Genomic DNA, 19985 nt, shown 5'->3' with positions numbered 1-19985 from the left:
AGCCCGCGCGGCCCTCGACGCCGGGGGCCGGACAGGATATCCCTTGCCAAGGCCGGGGGACTGACGTAGTTCCGGCCGCCTGGAGGACCGACCATGAACCCGCTGCGCGTACACACCATCAGCCTGGGCTGCCCCAAGAACCGGGTGGACACCGAACGCATGCTGGCCTGCCTGGGGCCGGACATGGAGCCCTGCGACGCGCCCGAGGAGGCCGACCTGGTGCTGGTGAACACCTGCGGGTTCATCGCCCCGGCCGTGGAGGAATCCGTGTCCGCCATCATGGACGTGGTCCAGGCCGTGGAGGACGTGGAGCCCCGGCCCGTGGTGGCCGTGACGGGCTGCCTGGTCAGCCGCCACGCCGAGGAGCTGAAAGCGGAAATCCCGGAGGTGGACATCTGGCTCCCGGCCCTGGAGAGCGGGCGCTTCGGCGAGCTGGCCGCCCGCGCCCTGGGCCGCGAGCCCGCGCGTCCGGCCCCGGCCCTGCGCGCCCTGTCCACGGGGCCGTCCTACGCCTATCTCAAGCTGGCCGAGGGCTGCGACCACGCCTGCTCCTTCTGCGTCATCCCCTCCCTGCGCGGGCCGCTCAAAAGCCGCCCGGCGGACCTCATCGTGGAGGAGGCCGGGCTGCTGCTGGACCAGGGCGTGCGCGAGCTGGTGCTGGTGGCCCAGGACCTCACGTCCTACGGCAACGACCTGGGGGACGCCGAGGCCCTGCCCCGGCTCCTGGACAGGCTCCTGCCCCTGCCCGGCCTGGCCTGGCTCAGGCCCATGTATCTCTACCCCGCCGGGCTGACGCCTAAGCTGCTGGACTGGATGCGCGCGGCCGGGCGGCCCCTTCTGCCCTATTTCGACGTGCCCGTGCAGCACGCGCACCCGGACATCCTCTCCAGCATGGGCCGCCCCTTCGCCCGCGACCCGCGCCGCGTGGTGGACCGCATCCGCGAGCGCTTCCCCGAGGCGGCCCTGCGCACCAGCATCATCGTGGGCTATCCCGGGGAGACCGACGAGCACTTCCGGATGCTCACGGACTTCGTGCGCCGGACGCGCTTCATGCACCTGGGGGTCTTCGGCTACTGCGACGAGGAAGGCACCCGCTCCCACACCCTGCCCGGCAAGGTGCCCGCCCATGTCATCGAAGACCGCCGCCAGGAGCTCATGGCCATCCAGGCGGACATCAGCGCCTCGCTCCTGGCGGATTTCGAGGGCCGGGACATGGAGGTGCTGGTGGACGCGCCCCACGACGAGTGGCCGGGCCTGCACGTGGGCCGCACCTGGTTCCAGGCCCCGGAGGCCGACGGCCTGACCTACGTGTCCGGCCCGGGGGTCGAGCCCGGGGCCCTGGTCACGGCAACAATCCACGAGGCCCAGACCTACGACCTCGTGGCCCTGGCCTGACGCGCGCCGCGCCGCGCAAGGCAAAAATCCATAAGCATTCCCCGGCTTCCGCCCCAGGCGGCGAGGGCCCGCGCGCCGCGGCCCGTCCCGGGACGGCGCAAAGCCCTCGCAATGCGCGCACTGAGCCTATTTTTAAGGCTTGCAAGGCGGGGCCGGGTTTGGTAGAGAGCCCGGATTATCGTTGTTGGAGGTTAATCAATGGTAGAAACTATGGAACAGGAAAATTTCATGATGGACGGCATGAACTTCGAGGATGCTCTTGAGCAGTACCTGCCCATCGCCGATTGCGGCGACCTGGGCGAGGGCAGCATCGTCGAAGGCGAAGTCGTTCGAATCGGCGAGGACCATGTCCTCGTGGACGTCAACTTCAAGTCCGAAGGCCAGATTCCCGTGGGTGAATTCCGCACCCCCGAGGGCGGGCTGGACGTCAAGGAAGGCGACAAGGTCGACGTCTACGTCGTCCGCAAGAACGAGTCCGAGGGCACCATCATCCTTTCGCGCGAACGCGCCAAGCGGATGAAGCTCTTCGACGAGATCGAATCCATCCAGGAAGAAAACGCCGTCACCAAGGGCCGCATCATCCGCCGCATCAAGGGCGGCTACACCGTGGACCTGGGCGGGGTCGAAGCCTTCCTGCCCGGCTCCCACGTGGACCTGCGGCCCGTTCCCGATATGGACGCGCTGGTCGACCAGGAGTTCGAGTTCCGGGTCCTGAAGATCAACCGCCGTCGCTCCAACGTCATCGTCTCCCGCCGCGTGCTTCTCGAGGAAGAGCGCGCCGAGAAGCGCGACGAGCTGCTCTCCACCCTCGAAGAGGGCCAGGTCATCACCGGCAAGGCCAAGAACATCACCGAGTACGGCGTGTTCGTGGACCTCGGCGGCCTGGACGGCCTGCTGCACATCACCGACATGTCCTGGAAGCGCATCAAGCATCCCAAGGAAATGGTGCAGCTGGGCGACGAGCTGGAGCTCAAGGTCCTGAACTTCGACAAGGACAACCAGAAGGTCTCCCTGGGCCTCAAGCAGCTCAAGTCCGACCCCTGGGAAGAGATCGAGCAGAAATACCCCGAAGGCGCCCGCTACACCGGCAAGATCACCAACCTGGTGGACTACGGCGCGTTCGTGGAGCTTGAGGAAGGCGTCGAGGGCTTGGTGCACATCTCCGAGATGTCCTGGACCCGCAAGCTGCGCCACCCCTCCCAGATGGTGCACGCGGGCGACGAGGTCGAGGTGGTCATCCTCGGCGTCGACCCCGACAAGAAGCGCATCTCCCTGGGCATGAAGCAGGTCAGCCCCAACCCGTGGGATCTCGTGGCCGAGAAGTACCCCGAGGGCACCATCCTCGAGGGCACCATCAAGAACATCACCGAGTTCGGCATGTTCATCGGCATCGAGGACGGCATCGACGGCCTGATCCACGTCTCCGACATCTCCTGGACCAAGAAGATCCGCCATCCCAACGAGGTCTACAACCAGGGCGACACCGTCCAGGCCAAGGTCCTCACCGTGGACAAGGAAGCCGAGAAGTTCACGCTGGGCATCAAGCAGCTCAACGAGGACCCCTGGCTCCAGGTCCCGTCCCGCTACCCCGTCGGCACCCTGGTCAACGGTCTGGTGACCAACATCACCGACTTCGGCCTGTTCGTCGAGGTGGAGGAAGGCATCGAGGGTCTGGTCCACGTGTCCGAGATCTCCCGCAAGAAGATCAAGACCCCCTCCGAGCTGTACAAGGAAGGCGTGGAAATCCAGGCCAAGGTCATCCACGTCAGCGCGGACGAGCGCCGGCTCGGCCTGTCCATCAAGCAGCTGAAGGTGGAAGAGGATCGCAGGGCTCCCAAGGAGTTCCGCGGCGCTTCCAGCGAAGGCGCGAGCACCAACCTGGGCGACCTGCTCAGGGCGAATCTCGATGCCCAGCAGCAGTCCGAAGACGAAGAATAAAAGCTTCAGCAGGAACCATCCGTTCCTGTTCGGCTTTATGCTCATTCTGGCGGCCATGGTCCTCCTCGGGGGGACCGTGGCCGCCGTTCGTGTTTGGCTGGGCGGGTCCGACGGCCTGGCCATGGGCAAGGACAAGCTGGGCATCGTGCGCATCGAGGGCGTGATCTCGGGCTCCGAGAAGATCACCTCCTGGATCGCCAAGCTGCGCGACGACGCGTCCGTGAAGGGCGTGCTGTTGCGCGTCAACTGCCCGGGCGGCGCCGTGGCCCCGTCCCAGGAGATCTACAACGCGGTCCTGGGCCTGCAGGCCGTGAAGCCCGTGGTGGTCTCCATGGGCAGCGTGGCCGCCTCCGGCGGCTATTACGTCAGTTGCCCGGCGGACCTCATCGTGGCCAACCCCTCGACGCTCACCGGCTCCATCGGCGTGATCATGCAGTCCGCCAACGTGGAGGGGCTCCTGGAAAAGCTGGGCATCCAGCGCCTGACCCTGACCAGCGGCAAGCTGAAGGACGCCGGCTCGCCCTTCAGGGCCATGACCGCCGAGGACCGCGCCTATCTCATGGGGCTCATCAAGGACATCCACGAGCAGTTCCTGGCCGACGTGGCCGTTGCCCGGGAAATGGACGTGGAGGCCCTCAGGCCCATCGCCGATGGCCGGGCGCTCACGGGCAATCAGGCGCTCAAGGCCGGGCTGGTGGACGAGCTGGGCGGCATGGACCTGGCCGTGGCCGAGCTCAAGAAGCTCTGCAAGCTGGACCCCAAGGCCAAGATCCCGGCCGTGTCCGGGCCAGCGGAAAAGAAGCCCTGGCTGCGCGAAATCCTGGGCGAACTGCAACTGAACATCCACACAGACCTTCCCGGGGCGGACCTTCCCGGGGCGGACCTGTCCGGCGCCGGGGCCGTGATCCGCTAGCTCCCCTCCCGCCCCCGCCTTGAGGCTTTACTCCCGCGCGGCGGGGCCGTATCGTGCCTGCGAACAACCGCACGGAGCCCCCATGAACGAGACCATCGACATCCTGCGCCACGGCGGGCGCATCGACGTGGACCAGGCCCTGGACCTGGCCGAGAACGCGGACCTGCACACCCTGGGCGAACTGGCCCTGGCCGCGCGCGAGGCCCGCTTCGGGCGCAAGGCCTTCTACGTCTACAACCAGCACCTGAATTTCACCAACCTCTGCGCCAACGCCTGCCGTTTCTGCGCCTTTTCCAAGCGCCTGGACGATCCCACCGGCTACGTCCACAGCCCGGAACAGGCCCGGGCCATGGTGCGCGAACGCGCCCACGAGCCCATCCGCGAAATCCACATCGTGGGCGGCCTGAACCCGAACCTGCCCTACGAGTACTACCTGGAGCTGTTGGAGGGCGTGCGCGCCGAGCGGCCCGACGCCGTGATCAAGGCCTTCACCGCCGTGGAGGTGGACCACCTCTCCAGGGCCTACGGCAGGAGCCTCGAACAGGTGCTCACGGACATGCGCGAGGCCGGGCTTAACGCCATGCCCGGCGGCGGGGCCGAGGTCTTCGATCCCGAGCTGCGCAAGCGCCTCTGCCCCGAGAAGCTCTCGGGCGAGCGCTGGCTGGCCATCCACGAGCTGGCCCATTCCCTGGGCATCCGCACCAACTGCACCCTGCTCTTCGGGCACATCGAGAACTGGCGCCAGCGCCTGGAGCACATGGCCGCCCTCAGGGACCTCCAGGACAGGACCGGCGGCTTCCTGGTCTTCATCCCCCTGCAATACCAGCCGGGCAACAACCCCCTGGAGGCCGAGGGCACGGACGGTGCGGACTACCTGCGCATGATCGCCCTGTCGCGCCTGTTCATGGACAACGTGGACCATTTGAAGGCCTATTGGGCGTTCTCGGGCGTCAAGCCCGCCCAGCTGGCCCTGTCCGCCGGGGCCGACGATTTCGACGGCACCCTGGTGGAGGAAAAGGTGGGCCACGCCGCCGGCGCGTCCAGCCCCAAGGGCATGACCGTGGCCCGGCTGCGCGAGACCATCGAGCAGGCGGGGTTCACCCCCATCGAGCGGGACACCTTCTTCAACGAAATCGCAGCCCGTTGAAAAACCGCAATCTGCTTCGTTGCTGCGAAAAAGACAAAACCTCGCGTATTGGGATACGCGTCGGTCTTGTCTTTTTCTTGCGCCTCGCATCTCACGCTTTTTGAACGGGCTGCGGCACTGCCCTCCCCTGGAGGACAGCCGCCCGACTCTTTCCCAAAAAAAAACGCCCCCCGGTTAGCCGGGGGGCGTTGATAATTTTGGTGCTGACGAAGGTCTCCGGCTAGGCCTCGTCGTCGTGGCGGCCGTCCTTTTTGTGGGCGGGCTTTTCCTGGCCGGTCTCAGCGCTTGCGCTCTGCCGGGCATAGGCCTTGGCCGCTTTGGCCCGCTCGGGGGTGAGCTGGGAGCGGTCCTCGCCGTCCCCGGAGTCGAACTTCACGTGGCGCGTGATCCTGCCCTTGCCCTCGGCGTCGGTCTTCACGGTGTAGACGTGCACCTCGCCCTGGTCCTCGGGGTCCTGGATCACGTCGGCCCAGGTGTTCAGCGCGTTGCCCGGCAGGCCCTGGCCGCGCGTGTCGTCCTCCTGTTCCTGCAGCCGCTTCCAGAACGTCTCGACCACCCAGGTCTGGTCCTTTTCCTCGGGCGCGCCGCAGGTCTCGATGTAGTCGCGCACCACCTGCAGCCGCGCCTGCCTTTCCAGCTCGGCCTCGTCGGCCTGGGCATCCTCCTTGGCCAAAGCCTCCTGGGCGGCGCGCAGATCGGCGTCCAGGACCGGCAACTCGGCCTCGCGGTCCTCGTCCGCGGCCTGCGGGGCGGCGCCGCGCGGCACGCGCGCCGGGCTGAACGACTGCATGACATCCTGCGAAGACAACCCATCCAATCGCATGCGAACCTCCGGGCAGTTATTTCCCACGCCCGGAATGCATGCAAAAACCATTCATTAAGCGGAAGAAACGCCCCCGCAGGACCGGGGGCGAGGCTGGCGAAAACAGCGGGGGGCCGCCTGACGGCGGCACCCGCGAAATCGAAAGCTAGTGCGTATGATCGTGGGAATCGCCGCCCTCGTGGGCGTGGCCGGGATCCTGGTCGTGGGAATGGTCGTGGCTGTGATGCGCGTGGGACTCGTGGGAGTGCCCGTGATGATGGTCGTGGGTGTGCTCGTGGTCGTGGGCGTGGGCGTGCACCTCGCCGCCGTGGGAATGCTCGTGGCTGTGCGTATGCACGTGGGCATGCTCATGGTCGTGGTCGTGCCCATGCTCATGGCTGTGCTCATGGTCCATGATGAACTGCTGGTACTTGCTGGGCTTCTTGGGGCCGCAGCCGCAATTCTTGCACATGATGAACTCCTTGCGCCCCAGGGACGCCGGTGTCGGGTTCTGCTTGATGCCTACCGACTACACCATAACCACTCGTATGTCATTGTCCATGAGCCGGGCTAGGCATCGACGTACTCTATGACCGTGCCCGCCCCGGTGCCCCGCTGCGGGCAGGCCCGCGCCAAGCGCGCGCACGCGGCCGGACCCGTGCAATGGCAGGCGTGCAGCGCCGCGAGGTCGTACGTGGCGAGCTGCGCGGCCGTGGCGTCCACGCAGGCGTCGTCGGACCAGGCCAGGTGCAGGCCGCCCAGGACGTCCAGCACGCGCTGAACGCCCGTGACCTCCCTGGCGTATTCCACGATGTTGCAGACCCCGGAATGGGAACAGCCCGCGACGATGACCAGCCCGCCCTGCACCACGCAGGCCAGGGCGCTGTCGTCGGGCAGGGTGTCCTCCGCCTCCCGGCCATGCTCGTCGAGCATCATCCGGCTCCCGGGCCAGTGGCCCTCGAAATCGAAACGCCGGGGAATCTCCCCCAGCCAGAACAGGCCCGGGGCTATCTCCAGGGGCCCGGCCTGTTCGCGCACCGGGAAATGGCGCGTGATCTTGTCCCTGGTCAGCAGAGAGCCTATCTCGGGCAGGCCGTCGCGGTGGCGGGAGACGAAGGCCCCCGGATGCGCGAGAAGCATGGGCCGCTTGACGGGCCGTTCGTCCAACTGGGCCTGGAAATACAGGCGCGCCAGGTCCATCAGGCCCCAGGTGTGGTCCCAGTGGCCGTGGGACAGGACCACCCAGTCGAGATCGAGCAGTTCCAGCCCCAGTCGCCCGGCGTTCTTCAGGAACAGATCGGTGTAGCCGCAGTCCAGGAGCACGCGCGCGCCCCCGTGCTCCACGAGTATGGACAGCCCGGGCTCGGCCCCGAGCAGGCCGTCGGCCGAGGGAGTATTGTCAACGAGTACGGTAGCCTTCATGGAAATCCTCCTTGCCCCCACCATGGACGCGCCCGGGCCCGATGTCCAGAACCCTTGCGCCGCGCTGGGGATTGCCCGTCCCCTCCCGGCCCGGATAGCAAGCACGCGCCGCCCCGGCCCCATGGCCGGAACGGCGCGCGCGGCGCGGGCTGGAAATATCTACAGGCCCAGGAACCAGCGCCCGGCGGCCACCGAAGCCATGCCCACGGCCACGGCGCCGAAAAAGCTGCGCGCGGCGATGGCCACGGCGAAGGTGGGCACGGCGGCCAGCAGGAAGACGTTGGACAGGGACGCGTCCAGGGCCCCGTCGCGCACCAGCACGCAGGGGGCCAGGAGCGCGGCCAGGACCGCCGTGGGCACGAAGCCCAGGAACCGCGCCACCACGTCGGGCAGGCTGCGCGAGGCCAGGGCCACCAGGGGCAGGGCGCGCGGCACATAGGTCACCAGGGCCATGCCCAGGATGGTCAGGAAGATCGTCTGTTGGTCCATGTCACTATCCCCGTACCCAGGGCGGCCGCGCCCAGGGTGGCCAGAATCACGTTCCACTGCTCCACGCCGGCGGCGAAGAGCGCCAGGGACAGGCCCGCGGCCACAAGCCCCACCAGCACGTGCAGCCCGTTCTTCACCTGGGCCACCACCAGGGCCACGAACATGGCGGGCAGGGCGTAGTCCAGGCCCCAGGGCCGCACGTCATGCACCGCGCCGCCCGCCACCACGCCCAGCCAGGAGCCCGCCACCCAGGAGAACTGCGCCAGGGCGTTGATGCAAAGGCCCTCGGCCCGGTCCGTGTCGCCCCGGGAAAACCGCACGCTATGCACGGCGAAGGTCTCGTCCGTGAGCTGGAACCCGAACCAGGACAGCGCGCCCTTGCCCCAGGTGCGCAGGTGCGGGGCCAAGGCCGCGGCCATGAGCAGGTGGCGCAGGTTGACCACGAAGGTGGTGGCCACCACGGACAGGGGCGGGGCCCCGGCGCCCACCAGGCCCACTGCGATGAGCTGGGCCGAGCCCGCGAACACGAGCACGGACATCAGCACCGCCGTGACCGGCGAGAATCCGTTCTTCATGGCCAGCACGCCGTAGGCGAAGCCCACGGGCAGGTAGCCCAGGATGATGGGCAGGGTCTGGCGCAGGGCCGAGGCCAGGACGCCGGCTCTTCTGGCGCCGCTGGCGCTCGCCGCAAGGGTGTTCATGGTTCCTCCCAAAGGCCCCGCCGGGGCCGTGTCGTCGTGCCTTTGCTTGGACCACATAATCTGCTACCAGTACAGTCACAGTTTTTGGAAAAAACGATCATAACAGCTTGGAGAATCCGCCATGCAGCGCTTGTCGGGACGGTTCCGCTACCAGGCCGTGGAAGAGCACATCCGGGGGCTCGTGGAGAGCGGCGGGCTGATGCCCGGGGACAGGCTGCCGTCCCTGCGCGCCCTGGCCGCGCGGCTGTCCGTGAGCATCTCCACGGTGAGCCAGGCTTACGTGGAGCTGGAGCGCTCGGGCCTGATCCGCTCGCGCCAGCGCTCCGGGTTCTACGTGCGCGAGCCGCGCAGGCTGGCCGCGCCCACCGTGGACGCGGGCCGGGCCCATCCGCCGCGCGCCGTGAGCCGGGGCGGGCTCATCGGCACGGTGCTGGAGTCCGTGGGCAACCCGGACCTGGTGCCCCTGGGCGTGATCTGCCCCACCCGGGACCTCTTGCCCGGCAAGGCCCTGGCCCGGATCATGGCCTCGGTGCTGCGCGAGGCCCCGGCCCGGGGCCTGGAATACGAGTCCATCCCCGGCAGCCCGGAGCTGCGCAGGCAGATAGCCCTGCGCGCCCTGGACCACGGCGCGGAATTCGGCCCCTCGGAGGTCGTCGTCACCTCCGGGGCCCTGGAAGCCTTATACATCGCCCTGCGCGCCACCACCAGGCCCGGGGACGCGGTGCTCATCCAGTCGCCCACCTACTACTGCTTCCTGCAGCTCATGGAGACCCTGGGCCTGCGGGCCATCGAGATCCCCTCGCACCCGGGGCGCGGCATCGACCCCGCCGACGTGGCCGACGCCCTGCACAAGTTCGACATCCGGGCCTCCATCTTCTCGCCCAACTTCAACAACCCCGACGGCAGCCTGACCCCGGACCCGGCCAAGGCCGAGATCGCGGGGCTCCTGGCGGCGGCGGGCGTGCCCCTGGTGGAGGACGACGTCTACGGGGACCTGCACTTCGGCGAGAAGCGGCCCGGGACCTTCAAGGCCCACGACCGCACGGGCGGGGTGATCCTCTGCTCGTCCTTCTCCAAGACCATCGCCCCGGGCTACCGCGTGGGCTGGATGGTGCCGGGGGCGTTCCGCGACAAGGCCCTGGAGATCAAGGCCACCACCAATGTCTGCACGGCCAGCCCGACCCAGATGGCCGTGGCCGAATACCTGCGCCGGGGATTGTACGACAAGCATCTGAAGAAGCTGCGCCGGGCCGTGCGCGCCCAGCGCGACGTGATGCTGCACCACGTGGGCCTGCACTTTCCCGAGGGCACGCGGGCCACGCATCCCGAGGGCGGGGCCGTGCTCTGGCTGGAGCTGTCCGGCGGGGTGGACGGGGTGGAATTCTTCTACCAGGCCCGGGAGCGCGGCATCGGCGTGGCCCCGGGCAGCATCTTCACCACCCGCGACAGGTTCGCTGGCTTCGTGCGCCTGTCCCTTGGCGGCGTCTGGGACCAGACCATGGAGCGGGCCGTGCGCACCCTGGGCGCCCTGGCCTCGGACATGGCCCGCTAGGGCGGGACCGGATCAGCCCCGCGCCGCGCGGCCGAAGGGGATGCCCAGCTTCTTCAGCCTGCTGCGCAGTGTGCTGGGGTTGACGCCCAGGCGCTCGGCCGCGCCGCCCGGGCCGTGGATCTTGCCCTGGGACTCGGCCAGGGCCCGAATGATGCAGGACCGCACGGCGTCCTCCAGGACCTCGGACGAATCCTCGTCCTGGGCGTACATACAGTGCTCCATGCGCCACGCGGGCTCCTCCAGGAAGAAGCGCAGCTCCCCCCCGTCCCAGGCGATCATGGCCCGCTCCACGCAGTTCCAGAGTTCGCGCACGTTGCCCCGCCAGGCATGGGCCATGAGCCGGGCCATGTCCGCGCCGGACACGGCCGGAGGAACGCCGATGCCCAGGCCCATGGATGTCTCGGCGATGCGCCGCCGCACCAGGTCGGGGATGTCCTCGCGCCGTTCGCGCAGGGGCGGGATGGCGATGGGGAACGAGCTCAGCCTGTACCAGAGGTCCTCTCGGAACGTGCCCTCGGCCACGGCCCGGGGCAGGTCGCGGTTGGTGGCCGCCACCACCCGCGCGTCCACCTTCCTGACCTTGTAGCCCCCCACCCGCGTGACAGTGCGCTCCTGCAGCACGCGCAGCAGGCGTATCTGGGCCCCGGCGGACAGCTCCCCCACCTCGTCCAGGAACAGGGTGCCGCCCTCGGCGGCCTCGAAACAGCCCTCCCGGGCCGAGGTCGCGCCGGTGAAAGCGCCCTTCTCGTGCCCGAAGAGCTCGCTCTCCATGAGGGACTCGGAAAACGCCCCGCAGTTCACGGCCAGAAACGGCCCGCGCCGCCCGGACATCTCGTGGATGGCCCGGGCCACCAGTTCCTTGCCCACCCCGGTCTCTCCCAGGAGCAGCACGGTGGTCTCGTGGGCGGCCACGCGGTGCACTTGTTCCATGACCCTGCGCAACCCCTTGTCGCAGCCCACGATCCCGGCCTCCCGCACGGTCGCGAGGTCGTCGCCCGAACCCCAGTCCCCGGAGAGCATTGAGCGCTTCTGCAGGGCCAGGGCCGAGGCCATGGCGAAGGGCTCGTGCAGCTGGCCCATGAGGGCGGCCTGGTCCACGCTGAATCCGCGGCTGCTGTTGGCGAAGAGCACGGCCACGCCCAGGGCGGTCTCGTCCATGCGCATGCGCAGCATCATCAGCTGACGCCCGGGCCCGGAGATGGGCTCGCAGGCCCGCTCCAGGGAGGTGAAATCGCTGGCGGGCCGGAACATGGCCACCACGGGCCGCATGGGGGAAAGCAGGTAGTCGTGGAGGGCGTCGTCGATGGGCAGCTCCACGGACAGGCTGCTGCCCCCCGAGGCCACGGCGCGGGCCAGATAGTGCACGCTCTTGCGCTCGGGTATGTGCTTTCCGATGAATATCCCCTCCGAGGGGATGTTCTCGCCGAGCACCCGGTACGCCTGGGCCAGGCCCCTGGTCAGGTCGAACGTTCCGCACAATTCCTTGGTCACCTGCTTGAACAGCTTGTCCTCGTTGTGCATGGCCTCCTCCCGTACCCGCGGCGCCCCTTCCGCGGGCTGTTTGTTTTTCATTATTCGCAATCCTTTCGTGACGCAATTGCGAGATCTCGCAATCCGGCACACGAACGCAACTCAATACACTGAATTAACACATTTTACATACTGGAACGCTTCCTGCTCAAGGAGTTCGCGGCAGATGCCGTGAACCCACAACATGAGAGGAGCAGAATGAAGCACAAACATCAGCAAGACCGGCAGCCGCACTGCGACGCAGGGCGGCGCAAGGCGCTCAAGGTCGCGGCCGCCGCCGTGGGCGGCGTCGCGGCCGGAGCCCTGGCGGGACCCACCGGGGCCGCGCAGGCCACGGACATCCCCTGGGACAGGGAATACGACGTCATCGTGGTGGGCAGCGGGTTCGCCGGGTCCTCGGCGGCCATCGAGGCCAACAAGGCCGGAGCCCGGACCCTGGTCATCGATAAAATGCCTTTTTACGGCGGCAACTCGGCCATCAACGGCGGGGCCTTCGCCGTGGCCAACTCGCCCATGCAGGCCCAAAAGGGCATCAAGGACTCCGTGGAGCTCATGGTCCAGGACATGCTCAAGGCGGGCCGGGGCCTGAACCACGTGGACCTTCTGCACGTCATCGCCCAGGGCACCAGCGAGACCTTCGAGTTCACCAAGCGCTACGGGGTGCAGTACAAGGACATCCTGCTGCAGTTCGGCGGGCATTCCGTACCCCGGACCTTCCAGACCATCCACGCCTCGGGCGGCGACATCGTCACCAAGCTCATCGACGGCGGCATCCGCGAGGGCGTGACCTACCGCAACCGCTGCAGGCTGGAGCAGATCCTGCGCGGGGAGGACGGACGCGTCACGGGCGTCCTGGTGCGCGAGGGCTTCCGCTTCCCGGACGAGAAGTCCGGCAGCCTGCGCTACTACCGCGCCAGGCGCGGGGTGATCATGACCACGGGGGGCTACTCCGCGGACCTCTGGTTCCGCAGCCTCCAGGACCGCCGCCTGACCTCCGAGGTCCAGACCACCAACCAGAAGGGCGCCACCTCCGAGGCCCTGCGGGCCATGCTCGAGATCGGGGCCACCCCCCTGCACCTGGACATCTTCCAGCTCGGGCCCTGGGCCTCGCCCGACGAGAACGGCTTCGGCATGTCCCCGCAGTTCTCGCAGCAGGGCACCTTCCCCTACGGCGTCCTCGTGGACATCCGCACGGGCAAGCGCTTCGTGAACGAACTGGCCGACCGCAAGACCAGGGCCGACGCCATCTTCAAGCTGCGCGACGAGAACAACAACCCCGTGTATCCCGTGTCCTTCACGGTCCTGGAGGGCACCAAGAAATCCCCCTCGTTCCGCAACGGCCTGAAAAGCGGCCTGATCAAGGAGTTCCAGTCCATCAAGGAACTGGCCGCGCACTACGGGATCCCCTACGAGCCCCTCAAAGAGCAGGTGGACCTCTACAACGATATGGTGCGCAAGGGAAAGGACACCCAGTTCAACAAGCCCATCTTCGACAAGGTCTACCTGGAGAAACCGCCGTTCTTCGCCATCCGCAATTGGCCCAAGGTGCACTTCTGCCAGGGCGGCGTGACCATCAACACCAGGGCGCAGGTCCTGGAGATGAAGACCAGGAACCCCATCCCCGGACTGTACGCGGCAGGAGAGAGCACGGGCGGCCCCCACGGCGCCTCGCGCCTGGGCAGCTGCGCCATCGCCGAGACCCTGGTCATGGGCCGCATCGCGGGCCGCAACGCCGCCAAGGAAACCGGGGCCTAGGCCCGGCGCGGCATGAATCCGGTCCCGCACGGCGGGACTCTTCAGCAGGAGCAGAGAATGAAACGACTCTTGAAGCTCGGGATCCCCGGCGGCCTGTGCGCCGCCCTGATTCTGGCCGCAGTGACCTGCGGGGCGCAGGGCGACGCGCCGGCCAAGCCCTACGAGCCCTCGCTCTCGGACAAGGTCACCTATTGGATAGACACCCGCACGGGGCGCAAGACGGTCAAGCCCTACCACCTCAAGGTGCACCAGGGCGGCACGGACTGCACCCTGTGCCACGGCGCGCAGACACCGAGCGAGCCGCCTTCGGACACGGCCTGCATCCGCTGCCACGGCACGCCCGAACAGCTGGCGGAGATCAGCGCCAAGAAGATCGGCAAGGACGATCCCAACCCCCACGACTCCCCGCACTACCGACTGCGTGGATCCTGCACGGGATGCCACAAGGAGCATGACAAATCCGAACCCCTGTGCACCAGCTGCCACCCCTTCAAGTTCAAGAACTTCAAGGAGTAGGCGCGCCAAACCAGCAAAGGATGAGAACCATGAAGCACACAATCACGAGGGTTCTGACCTCGGCTCTGGTGGCGCTGCTCCTTGTGCCCTCACTGGCCTTCGGCATCGCCGGGTCCGGCGCGGAACAGGCGGCAGCGGCGCACGGCGTCCCCCTGGCCCGGCCGGGGCTGGAGAACACGCGCTGCGCGTCCTGCCACGGTGACGCGGAGATCACCCCGCGCACGCCCAAGGGCGCGGGCCTGGCCCTGCACAAGGACGGGCACGCCTATTCGCGCAGCGTGCACGCGGGCCTGGCCTGCGTGGACTGCCACAAGCCCCGCGCGGACGCGGCGGACTTCGACAAGGTCCCGCACACCCTGGCCCAGGAGCAGCCCGACTGCCTGTCCTGCCACGGAAAGTTCTTCCAGGAGCAGGAACGGGCCTACAAGGCCAGCTACCATTACGAGAAACTCAAGGACGCGCTGTCCTGCGCCGACTGCCACGACCCCCACGCCATGCGCAGGACGGACGTGACCATGCCGGCGCCCCGGGACGTCGCGGCGGGCAACAAGCTCTGCATGGACTGTCACACCAGCCTGACGCGCTTCAAGGAACTGGCCAAGCGCGAGGTCTGGGAGCAGGACATCTCCCACGCCTTCCTGCCGGAAAAGGAGCGCCACTTCCAGGCCGTGCGCTGCGTGGAATGCCACACCAGCGGCCAGGGGCGCGAGATGCACGTCCTGCTGTCCAAGGACAAGGCCCGCAAGGACTGCGCCTCCTGTCACGGCGAGGACTCCCTGGTTGTGGCGCGGCTGCACACGCCCCTGAACCAGGCCTCCCTGGCCGGGAGCTTCCTGGGCAAGGGCCTGTTCGACGACGCGGATCTGGTCAAGGCGCTCGGCCAGGCCAAAAAACCCGAGACGCCGCCCGTGCGCGCGGTCGCTGCCCGGGATCCCCGCTACGCCAACGGCGGGCTGTTCACGGACAGCTTCTTCGTGGGCGCCTCGCGCAGCCTGGCCCTGGACTCCTGGATCGGCGGCCTGTTCCTGGCGACGATCCTGGCCGTGCTGCTGCACGGGGCCCTGCGCCTGGCCATGAGCGGACGGCGCATCACCCTCGGCGGCGAACCCGCTCCGGAGTATGGCCGGGGCGCACGCCTCATGCACTGGAGCATGGCCCTGGCCGTGGTCGTGCTGCTGGCCACGGGCTTCAGCCTGCGCTTCGGCCAGGCCGCCTGGGCCTTGCCCTTCGCCTGGAGCCACACGGCGCACAAGGTCGCCGGGATCCTGCTCTGCGCGCTGCTGCTGGCCAAGATCGCCGGCGGCGGAATCAGGGACTACCTGCCCCGGGGCGGCAACGCGGGAGGCCGCATGGCCGCCCAGGCCGCGTACTACCTGTGGGGCATCTTCCGCAGCGACCGCCATCCCTCCGCGGCCCCCGGGCAGCGGCTCAACCCCCTGCAGCAGGCCGCCTACCTCGTGGCCCTGTGCGTGGCCCTGCCCCTGCAGATCGCCACCGGAGCGCTGATGTTCTTCCCGGATCTGGTGCCCGCGGCCTCGTCCGGCGGAGAGCCGCTCAGACTCACGGTGGCGTCCCTGCACGCCATCCTGGCCCTGGGCTTCGGGGTCTTCCTGGTGGGGCACGTGTACCTCGGCACCACCGGACGCACGCCGCTCAGCCTGTTCAAGGCCATGCTCAAGGGCCGCGACTCCGGCCCGGACGAAAAACGCTAGAAACCGCCTCGCGCCCCGGCCGCGCGCGGCCGGGGCGCGAGGACGCCACCGAACACTGCAACAGCCATCACAACGCAAAGGGAGAGAACGCAATGAAACGATTGGTCACCATTCTCGCCATCCTGGCGCTTCTCGCCGTCCCGCTCTGCGCCTCGGCCCAGGATGCGGCCACACCCAAGCCCGGCAGCGCCACCACCGCCACCTTCGGGCCGGCGGGCATGGGCTTTCCCAAGGGCCTGTTCGCCGTCGTGGCCAACCTGCGCTACATGGAGAGCGACCACGTGCGCAAATGGTCCGACGAACAGAACGACGCCATGAAGTTCGACAAGTTCGTGCTGGTGGGCAAGACCCGCTACGGCATCACCGACGACATCGACATCCGCACGGCCACGGCCATCTACGACATCGACATCGAGCGAACCGGCAACGACGACACCTGGCGGCGCGGCATCGGCGACACCACGGTGCTGCTGCACCAGGTGCTCACCCGCGAGAGCGAGGGCGCGTTCGCGGGCTTCGCCCTGGACTACGGCCTGATCCTGCCCACGGCCACGGTGGACCAGCACAGCGTGGACTCCGTGGGCAACGGCGCCTGGGGCCTGATGGGCGGCATCGGCCTGTCCAAGAATTTCGGGCCCTCGCGCTTCGACGCGGAACTGAACTACGCCACCTTCTTCGAAGGCGCGCACGACTACACCCACGGGGACCGCTTCCGCTGGAACAGCCAGTACATCTACGCCCTGAACGACTATTTCGACCTGGGCGTGGAATCCAACCTGGAATGGACCGGGTCCAGCCAGCTCCACGGGGAAAACAGCGACGACTCCAGCCTGGAGATCTACCTCGGGCCCAAGGTCAACTTCAAGTACAAGCCCTGGGGCCTGACCACGGGCCTGGCCTTCATGAGCCCGGTATACCGCTGGTACGAAAACACCAAGGCCGGCAGCGACGACTATCGCGTGGAATGCAAGATAACCAAGACGTTCCGACTCGGGGCACTGTTGGACTAGCCCCCTGCCTCCTCAAGCCCTCCGGAGCGGCGCCCGCCGCTCCGGAGCCCCCCTCTCCTAGAATCCGAAGTTGCCGTTGACCGGCACCTCCACGCGCAGGCGCACGCCCACGCCCGGGCGGGTCTTGACCTCCAGGTCCCCGCCCAGGAGGCGCGCGCGTTCGCGCATGCTGGACAGGCCCATGCCCGAGCCCGGGCCGCCGCCCGTCAGGGGCTTGTCCGGGTCGAAGCCCTTGCCGTTGTCCGTGATGAGCAGGATCACGCTGGGATACGAGGCCACCAGGCTCACGCTGATGCGATCGGCCCCGGCGTGCTTCTCCGCGTTGTGTAGGGCTTCCTGGATGATGCGGTAGAGGTTGATCTCCATGTCCGGGGACAGCTCCACCCCGTCCATGCCCGGGGCCACGAACTCGGTCTCCGTGCCCGTGCGCTCGGCGTATTCGCGGCAATACTGGCGCAGGGTGCGCACCAGGCCCAGCTCGTCCAGGGCCGAGGGCCGCAGCTCGTAGGCCATGCCCCGGATGGCCGCGATGCACTCCTGGAGCATGCGCGAGAAGTCCTCCACCCGGCGCTTGAGGTCCTCGGAGGCGTCCTCGTGGCCGTCGAAGAGCACGCCGCAGCCGATGCGCAGGGACGACAGGGTCTGGGCCACGTTGTCGTGCAGGTCGCGGGCGATGCGGCGGCGTTCGCTCTCCTGGGCCTGCATCAGCTCGCGGGACAGGCGGAGCACCTCGTCCTTGGCCCGGCGGTCCTCGGTGATGTCCTCCAGGAGGCCGTCCACATAAAGGACCTTGCCGTTGCGGCCCAGGGCGGCCTTGGCCGAGAACATGCCCCACATCTCGGTGCCGTCGCGCTTGCGCAACAGCGTCTCGAAATGCCGCACCGTCCCGTCGCGCCTGAGCAGGTCCAGGTACTGGGCCCTGTGCGCGGGCAGCACGTACAGCGCGGCCCCGATGTCGTCCACCTCCTCCATGATCTGCTCCGGGCTGTCGTAGCCCAGGATCTCGGCCATGGACGGGTTCACGGACAGGAACCGGCCGTCGGGCGTGCTGCGGAAGACCCCTTCCACCGCGTTCTCGAAGATGCTGCGGTAGCGCTCCTCGGCCTCGCGCAACTGGTTGCGGCCCTTCACCAGCTGGTCGATCATGTGGTTGAAAGCCCGCGCCAGCTCGCCGAACTCGTCGCCCTCGGGGATGTCCACCCGGTGGTCCAGCTGGCCCTGGGCCACGGCCTCCACCGTGTGCAGCAGGCTGCGCATGGGGCTGAACAGCCTGCGGATGATGAACACCAGAACCAGGATCATGGAGACCAGGGTGGCCACCATGGCGATGAGGGGATAGCTCAGGATCACGCTCCGCACCGAGGCCTGGACCGTGTCGCCGGCACCCTCGGCCGTGACCAGCAGGGAGCTCATGGGCATCAGCATGCACAACCGCCAGCCCGTGGAGCGGATCACGTTGTACACGGCCAGATACTTGGCCCCGTTCAGGTCCATGAGCATGTCCCCGCGGCCGCCCCTGGCCATGGCCCTGGCCAGGGCGCGCACGGAGGGGTTGGCGGAGTTGGCCAGGCTCAGCCCCAGCATCTCGCCGGGCTTGAGGGCGCCCTCCCCTGTCCTGTGCAGGCCCATGAGGCCCGTCTTGCCGCCGGGCAGGGCGATGACCCGCGAATCCCTGTCCACCAGGACGCTGAACCCGCCCGTACCCAGGGCGTAGCCGGGTCCTTCGGGGCTCGGGGCGCTCTTGTCCACGCCAAACACGTCGCGGACCACGGCGTCCATGGAAAAATCGATGCCCATCACGCCCAGGAACTCCTTGTTCTCGGAGTACACGGGCTGGACCAGGGTGGTCACCAGCCCCTGGCCCACGGTGTCCTGGTAGACCTCGCTCCAGACCATGCGGCCGTCGGGGTTCTTGCGCGGGGCGCCCATGGTGAAGCAGCGGTCGTCGCGGAAGTCGAACTCCCACTTGGGCGGCATCAGGTCCACGATGTGCGTGTTGGGGTAGTAGCGCGTGAGGGTGTCCGCGAGGATCATCCAGGCGGCCCTGGCCCCGGGGGAATTCTCCTTGGCCTGGACCAGCAGGGTGTCCACGTGGGAGATGGCGTTCAGGCGCGCGCGGGTCTTGGCGTCCAGCCGGTCCTCGGCCCAGTAGACCGAGGATACCAGCGCGTCCGGGCCGTTGGAGAAGATGCCCTTGTCCTTGTCCAGGACGAGCCTCTCCTTGCCGTGGGCCGCGCTGCGGCCGTAGATGTCCAGGTTGCCCAGGCACTGCACGGCCTGCGCGGCCACCGTGCCCGCCGAGGCCATGGCCGCGCGGAATTCGGCGTCGCACGTGGCCGCGCGCTCGATGACCAGGGCCAGCATGGAGGACCGCACGTGGGTCTCGATGCTGTCGGCGTTGGTGCGCGCGGACAACTCACCCAGGCGTCTGACGCTGGTGATGGAGACCACGGACATGACGAGAGCCGTGAACAGCAGGGACACCAGCACGACGACCAGGAACCGCTTGCTGATCCGTGAGTTGAACCACCTGAACATGGGGTAGGCCCCGGGTTAGAAGACAACGCCCAAAGCCTCGTGACTTTACCCAAACCCCGAGCCCGGTCAAGGCGCGGCGCCCCCCCCCGGGAAACGCGGCCCCGGACGCGGCTATTTCAGGCCCGAGCCGCAGAATTCCCTGCGGAACGAACTCATGGACATGGCGGACTTGCCCCCGGCCCCGTCCGAGCAGGCCTGCTTGCAGATGCCCACGGTCAGGGCCGCGGAAAATCCCGACAGCCCGTCCTCGCCCAGCAGGCGCGGCCCCAGGGCCTCGATGAGATAGCCGCAGCCCTCCGGCCCCACCTGCCTGCCCCCGTCGTAGCAGGTCTGGTAAATCTGGTACACGTCCTTGCACGTGGCCTGCTCAGCCCGTGCGGCTCCCTGCGCGCCCAGGCACGACGCCGCCACAGCCAGAATCGCCATCCACATCGCACGTCTCATGAGTCCCTCCATCCGCGATGGTCCCGATCCCGGAACCCTAGCAGATTTACCGGCGCTGGTCATGGCGGGAAAAGACAACATATTGTTGAACTCTTACCCTAAAAGTTGACTTCCCAGGCCG

At 68.0% G+C, this 19985-nt stretch carries 17 protein-coding genes; 9 read left to right on the top strand and 8 right to left on the bottom strand.

Annotation, left to right across the window (positions count from 1 at the left end; genetic code table 11):
- Positions 1 to 93: 93 nt before the first annotated feature.
- From rimO to mqnE, 4 genes are all read left to right on the top strand, one after another.
- Positions 94 to 1395 (top strand): 30S ribosomal protein S12 methylthiotransferase RimO, encoded by a 1302-nt coding sequence (rimO, locus tag ACYYG1_RS05575; RefSeq protein ID WP_461209297.1) that lies wholly within the window; start codon positions 94 to 96, stop codon positions 1393 to 1395.
- Positions 1396 to 1593: 198 nt separating this feature from the next.
- A complete protein-coding gene (locus tag ACYYG1_RS05570) occupies positions 1594 to 3333 on the top strand; it encodes a 30S ribosomal protein S1 (RefSeq protein ID WP_461209296.1) in 1740 nt (579 codons plus the stop codon).
- Positions 3302 to 4246, top strand: coding sequence for a signal peptide peptidase SppA (gene sppA, locus ACYYG1_RS05565; protein ID WP_461209295.1), 945 nt, complete (start codon positions 3302 to 3304; stop codon positions 4244 to 4246). The genes ACYYG1_RS05570 and sppA overlap by 32 nt, the downstream gene beginning before the upstream one ends.
- 82 nt (positions 4247 to 4328) lie before the next feature.
- A complete protein-coding gene (gene mqnE / locus ACYYG1_RS05560) occupies positions 4329 to 5393 on the top strand; it encodes an aminofutalosine synthase MqnE (protein ID WP_461209294.1) in 1065 nt (354 codons plus the stop codon).
- A gap of 220 nt (positions 5394 to 5613) precedes the next feature.
- Here mqnE and ACYYG1_RS05555 read toward each other — a convergent pair whose 3' ends face one another.
- From ACYYG1_RS05555 to ACYYG1_RS05535, 5 genes are all read right to left on the bottom strand, one after another.
- Positions 5614 to 6183, bottom strand: coding sequence for a hypothetical protein (locus ACYYG1_RS05555; protein ID WP_461209293.1), 570 nt, complete (start codon positions 6181 to 6183; stop codon positions 5614 to 5616).
- Between the two features lie 178 nt (positions 6184 to 6361).
- Positions 6362 to 6667 (bottom strand): hypothetical protein, encoded by a 306-nt coding sequence (locus ACYYG1_RS05550; protein WP_461209292.1) that lies wholly within the window; start codon positions 6665 to 6667, stop codon positions 6362 to 6364.
- 98 nt (positions 6668 to 6765) lie between these two features.
- Positions 6766 to 7617: an MBL fold metallo-hydrolase gene (locus ACYYG1_RS05545; RefSeq protein ID WP_461209291.1), complete on the bottom strand. Its 852-nt coding sequence runs from the start codon at positions 7615 to 7617 to the stop codon at positions 6766 to 6768.
- Positions 7618 to 7776: 159 nt separating this feature from the next.
- Positions 7777 to 8106, bottom strand: coding sequence for an AzlD domain-containing protein (locus ACYYG1_RS05540; RefSeq protein WP_461209290.1), 330 nt, complete (start codon positions 8104 to 8106; stop codon positions 7777 to 7779).
- Complete coding sequence (locus ACYYG1_RS05535; RefSeq protein WP_461209289.1) at positions 8082 to 8807, bottom strand: AzlC family ABC transporter permease; 726 nt, start codon at positions 8805 to 8807, stop codon at positions 8082 to 8084. The genes ACYYG1_RS05540 and ACYYG1_RS05535 overlap by 25 nt, the downstream gene beginning before the upstream one ends.
- Before the next feature lie 121 nt (positions 8808 to 8928).
- On the opposite strand from ACYYG1_RS05535, the gene ACYYG1_RS05530 reads away from it, so the two are divergent.
- A complete protein-coding gene (locus ACYYG1_RS05530; RefSeq protein ID WP_461209288.1) occupies positions 8929 to 10359 on the top strand; it encodes an aminotransferase-like domain-containing protein in 1431 nt (476 codons plus the stop codon).
- A gap of 12 nt (positions 10360 to 10371) precedes the next feature.
- On the opposite strand, the gene ACYYG1_RS05525 is transcribed toward ACYYG1_RS05530, so the two are convergent.
- A complete protein-coding gene (locus ACYYG1_RS05525) occupies positions 10372 to 11880 on the bottom strand; it encodes a sigma-54 interaction domain-containing protein (protein WP_461209287.1) in 1509 nt (502 codons plus the stop codon).
- A gap of 207 nt (positions 11881 to 12087) precedes the next feature.
- Here ACYYG1_RS05525 and ACYYG1_RS05520 point away from each other — a divergent pair, with 207 nt between their 5' ends.
- The 4 genes from ACYYG1_RS05520 (at position 12088) to ACYYG1_RS05505 (ending at position 16882) form a co-directional block, all read left to right on the top strand.
- Positions 12088 to 13644 (top strand): flavocytochrome c, encoded by a 1557-nt coding sequence (locus ACYYG1_RS05520; RefSeq protein ID WP_461209286.1) that lies wholly within the window; start codon positions 12088 to 12090, stop codon positions 13642 to 13644.
- Between the two features lie 57 nt (positions 13645 to 13701).
- A complete protein-coding gene (locus tag ACYYG1_RS05515) occupies positions 13702 to 14160 on the top strand; it encodes a cytochrome c3 family protein (RefSeq protein ID WP_461209285.1) in 459 nt (152 codons plus the stop codon).
- A gap of 29 nt (positions 14161 to 14189) precedes the next feature.
- On the top strand, positions 14190 to 15872 hold the full coding sequence (locus ACYYG1_RS05510; protein WP_461209284.1) for a cytochrome b/b6 domain-containing protein: 1683 nt from the start codon (positions 14190 to 14192) through the stop codon (positions 15870 to 15872).
- Between the two features lie 92 nt (positions 15873 to 15964).
- Positions 15965 to 16882: a transporter gene (locus ACYYG1_RS05505; protein ID WP_461209283.1), complete on the top strand. Its 918-nt coding sequence runs from the start codon at positions 15965 to 15967 to the stop codon at positions 16880 to 16882.
- Positions 16883 to 16939: 57 nt separating this feature from the next.
- On the opposite strand, the gene ACYYG1_RS05500 is transcribed toward ACYYG1_RS05505, so the two are convergent.
- The gene (locus ACYYG1_RS05500; RefSeq protein ID WP_461209282.1) at positions 16940 to 19420 is read right to left on the bottom strand and encodes a PAS domain S-box protein; all 2481 of its coding nucleotides are present in this window, start codon (positions 19418 to 19420) and stop codon (positions 16940 to 16942) included.
- Positions 19421 to 19531: 111 nt separating this feature from the next.
- Positions 19532 to 19846 (bottom strand): hypothetical protein, encoded by a 315-nt coding sequence (locus tag ACYYG1_RS05495; protein WP_461209281.1) that lies wholly within the window; start codon positions 19844 to 19846, stop codon positions 19532 to 19534.
- Positions 19847 to 19985: the final 139 nt, after the last annotated feature.

It is taken from the genome of Desulfocurvus sp. DL1XJH-121 (assembly GCF_054819825.1).
This window is presented reverse-complemented; position numbering and strand designations above follow the sequence as displayed.

Excerpts from the sequence above, each read along its gene's own strand:
- rimO (WP_461209297.1), top strand. The coding sequence starts at position 94 with ATGAACCCGCTGCGCGTACACACCATCAGCCTGGGCTGCCCCAAGAAC.
- ACYYG1_RS05570 (WP_461209296.1), top strand. The coding sequence starts at position 1,594 with ATGGTAGAAACTATGGAACAGGAAAATTTCATGATGGACGGCATGAAC.
- sppA (WP_461209295.1), top strand. The coding sequence starts at position 3,302 with ATGCCCAGCAGCAGTCCGAAGACGAAGAATAAAAGCTTCAGCAGGAAC.
- mqnE (WP_461209294.1), top strand. The coding sequence starts at position 4,329 with ATGAACGAGACCATCGACATCCTGCGCCACGGCGGGCGCATCGACGTG.
- ACYYG1_RS05555 (WP_461209293.1), bottom strand. The coding sequence starts at position 6,183 with ATGCAGTCGTTCAGCCCGGCGCGCGTGCCGCGCGGCGCCGCCCCGCAG.
- ACYYG1_RS05550 (WP_461209292.1), bottom strand. The coding sequence starts at position 6,667 with ATGTGCAAGAATTGCGGCTGCGGCCCCAAGAAGCCCAGCAAGTACCAG.
- ACYYG1_RS05545 (WP_461209291.1), bottom strand. The coding sequence starts at position 7,617 with ATGAAGGCTACCGTACTCGTTGACAATACTCCCTCGGCCGACGGCCTG.
- ACYYG1_RS05540 (WP_461209290.1), bottom strand. The coding sequence starts at position 8,106 with ATGGACCAACAGACGATCTTCCTGACCATCCTGGGCATGGCCCTGGTG.
- ACYYG1_RS05535 (WP_461209289.1), bottom strand. The coding sequence starts at position 8,807 with ATGAACACCCTTGCGGCGAGCGCCAGCGGCGCCAGAAGAGCCGGCGTC.
- ACYYG1_RS05530 (WP_461209288.1), top strand. The coding sequence starts at position 8,929 with ATGCAGCGCTTGTCGGGACGGTTCCGCTACCAGGCCGTGGAAGAGCAC.
- ACYYG1_RS05525 (WP_461209287.1), bottom strand. The coding sequence starts at position 11,880 with ATGCACAACGAGGACAAGCTGTTCAAGCAGGTGACCAAGGAATTGTGC.
- ACYYG1_RS05520 (WP_461209286.1), top strand. The coding sequence starts at position 12,088 with ATGAAGCACAAACATCAGCAAGACCGGCAGCCGCACTGCGACGCAGGG.
- ACYYG1_RS05515 (WP_461209285.1), top strand. The coding sequence starts at position 13,702 with ATGAAACGACTCTTGAAGCTCGGGATCCCCGGCGGCCTGTGCGCCGCC.
- ACYYG1_RS05510 (WP_461209284.1), top strand. The coding sequence starts at position 14,190 with ATGAAGCACACAATCACGAGGGTTCTGACCTCGGCTCTGGTGGCGCTG.
- ACYYG1_RS05505 (WP_461209283.1), top strand. The coding sequence starts at position 15,965 with ATGAAACGATTGGTCACCATTCTCGCCATCCTGGCGCTTCTCGCCGTC.
- ACYYG1_RS05500 (WP_461209282.1), bottom strand. The coding sequence starts at position 19,420 with ATGTTCAGGTGGTTCAACTCACGGATCAGCAAGCGGTTCCTGGTCGTC.
- ACYYG1_RS05495 (WP_461209281.1), bottom strand. The coding sequence starts at position 19,846 with ATGGCGATTCTGGCTGTGGCGGCGTCGTGCCTGGGCGCGCAGGGAGCC.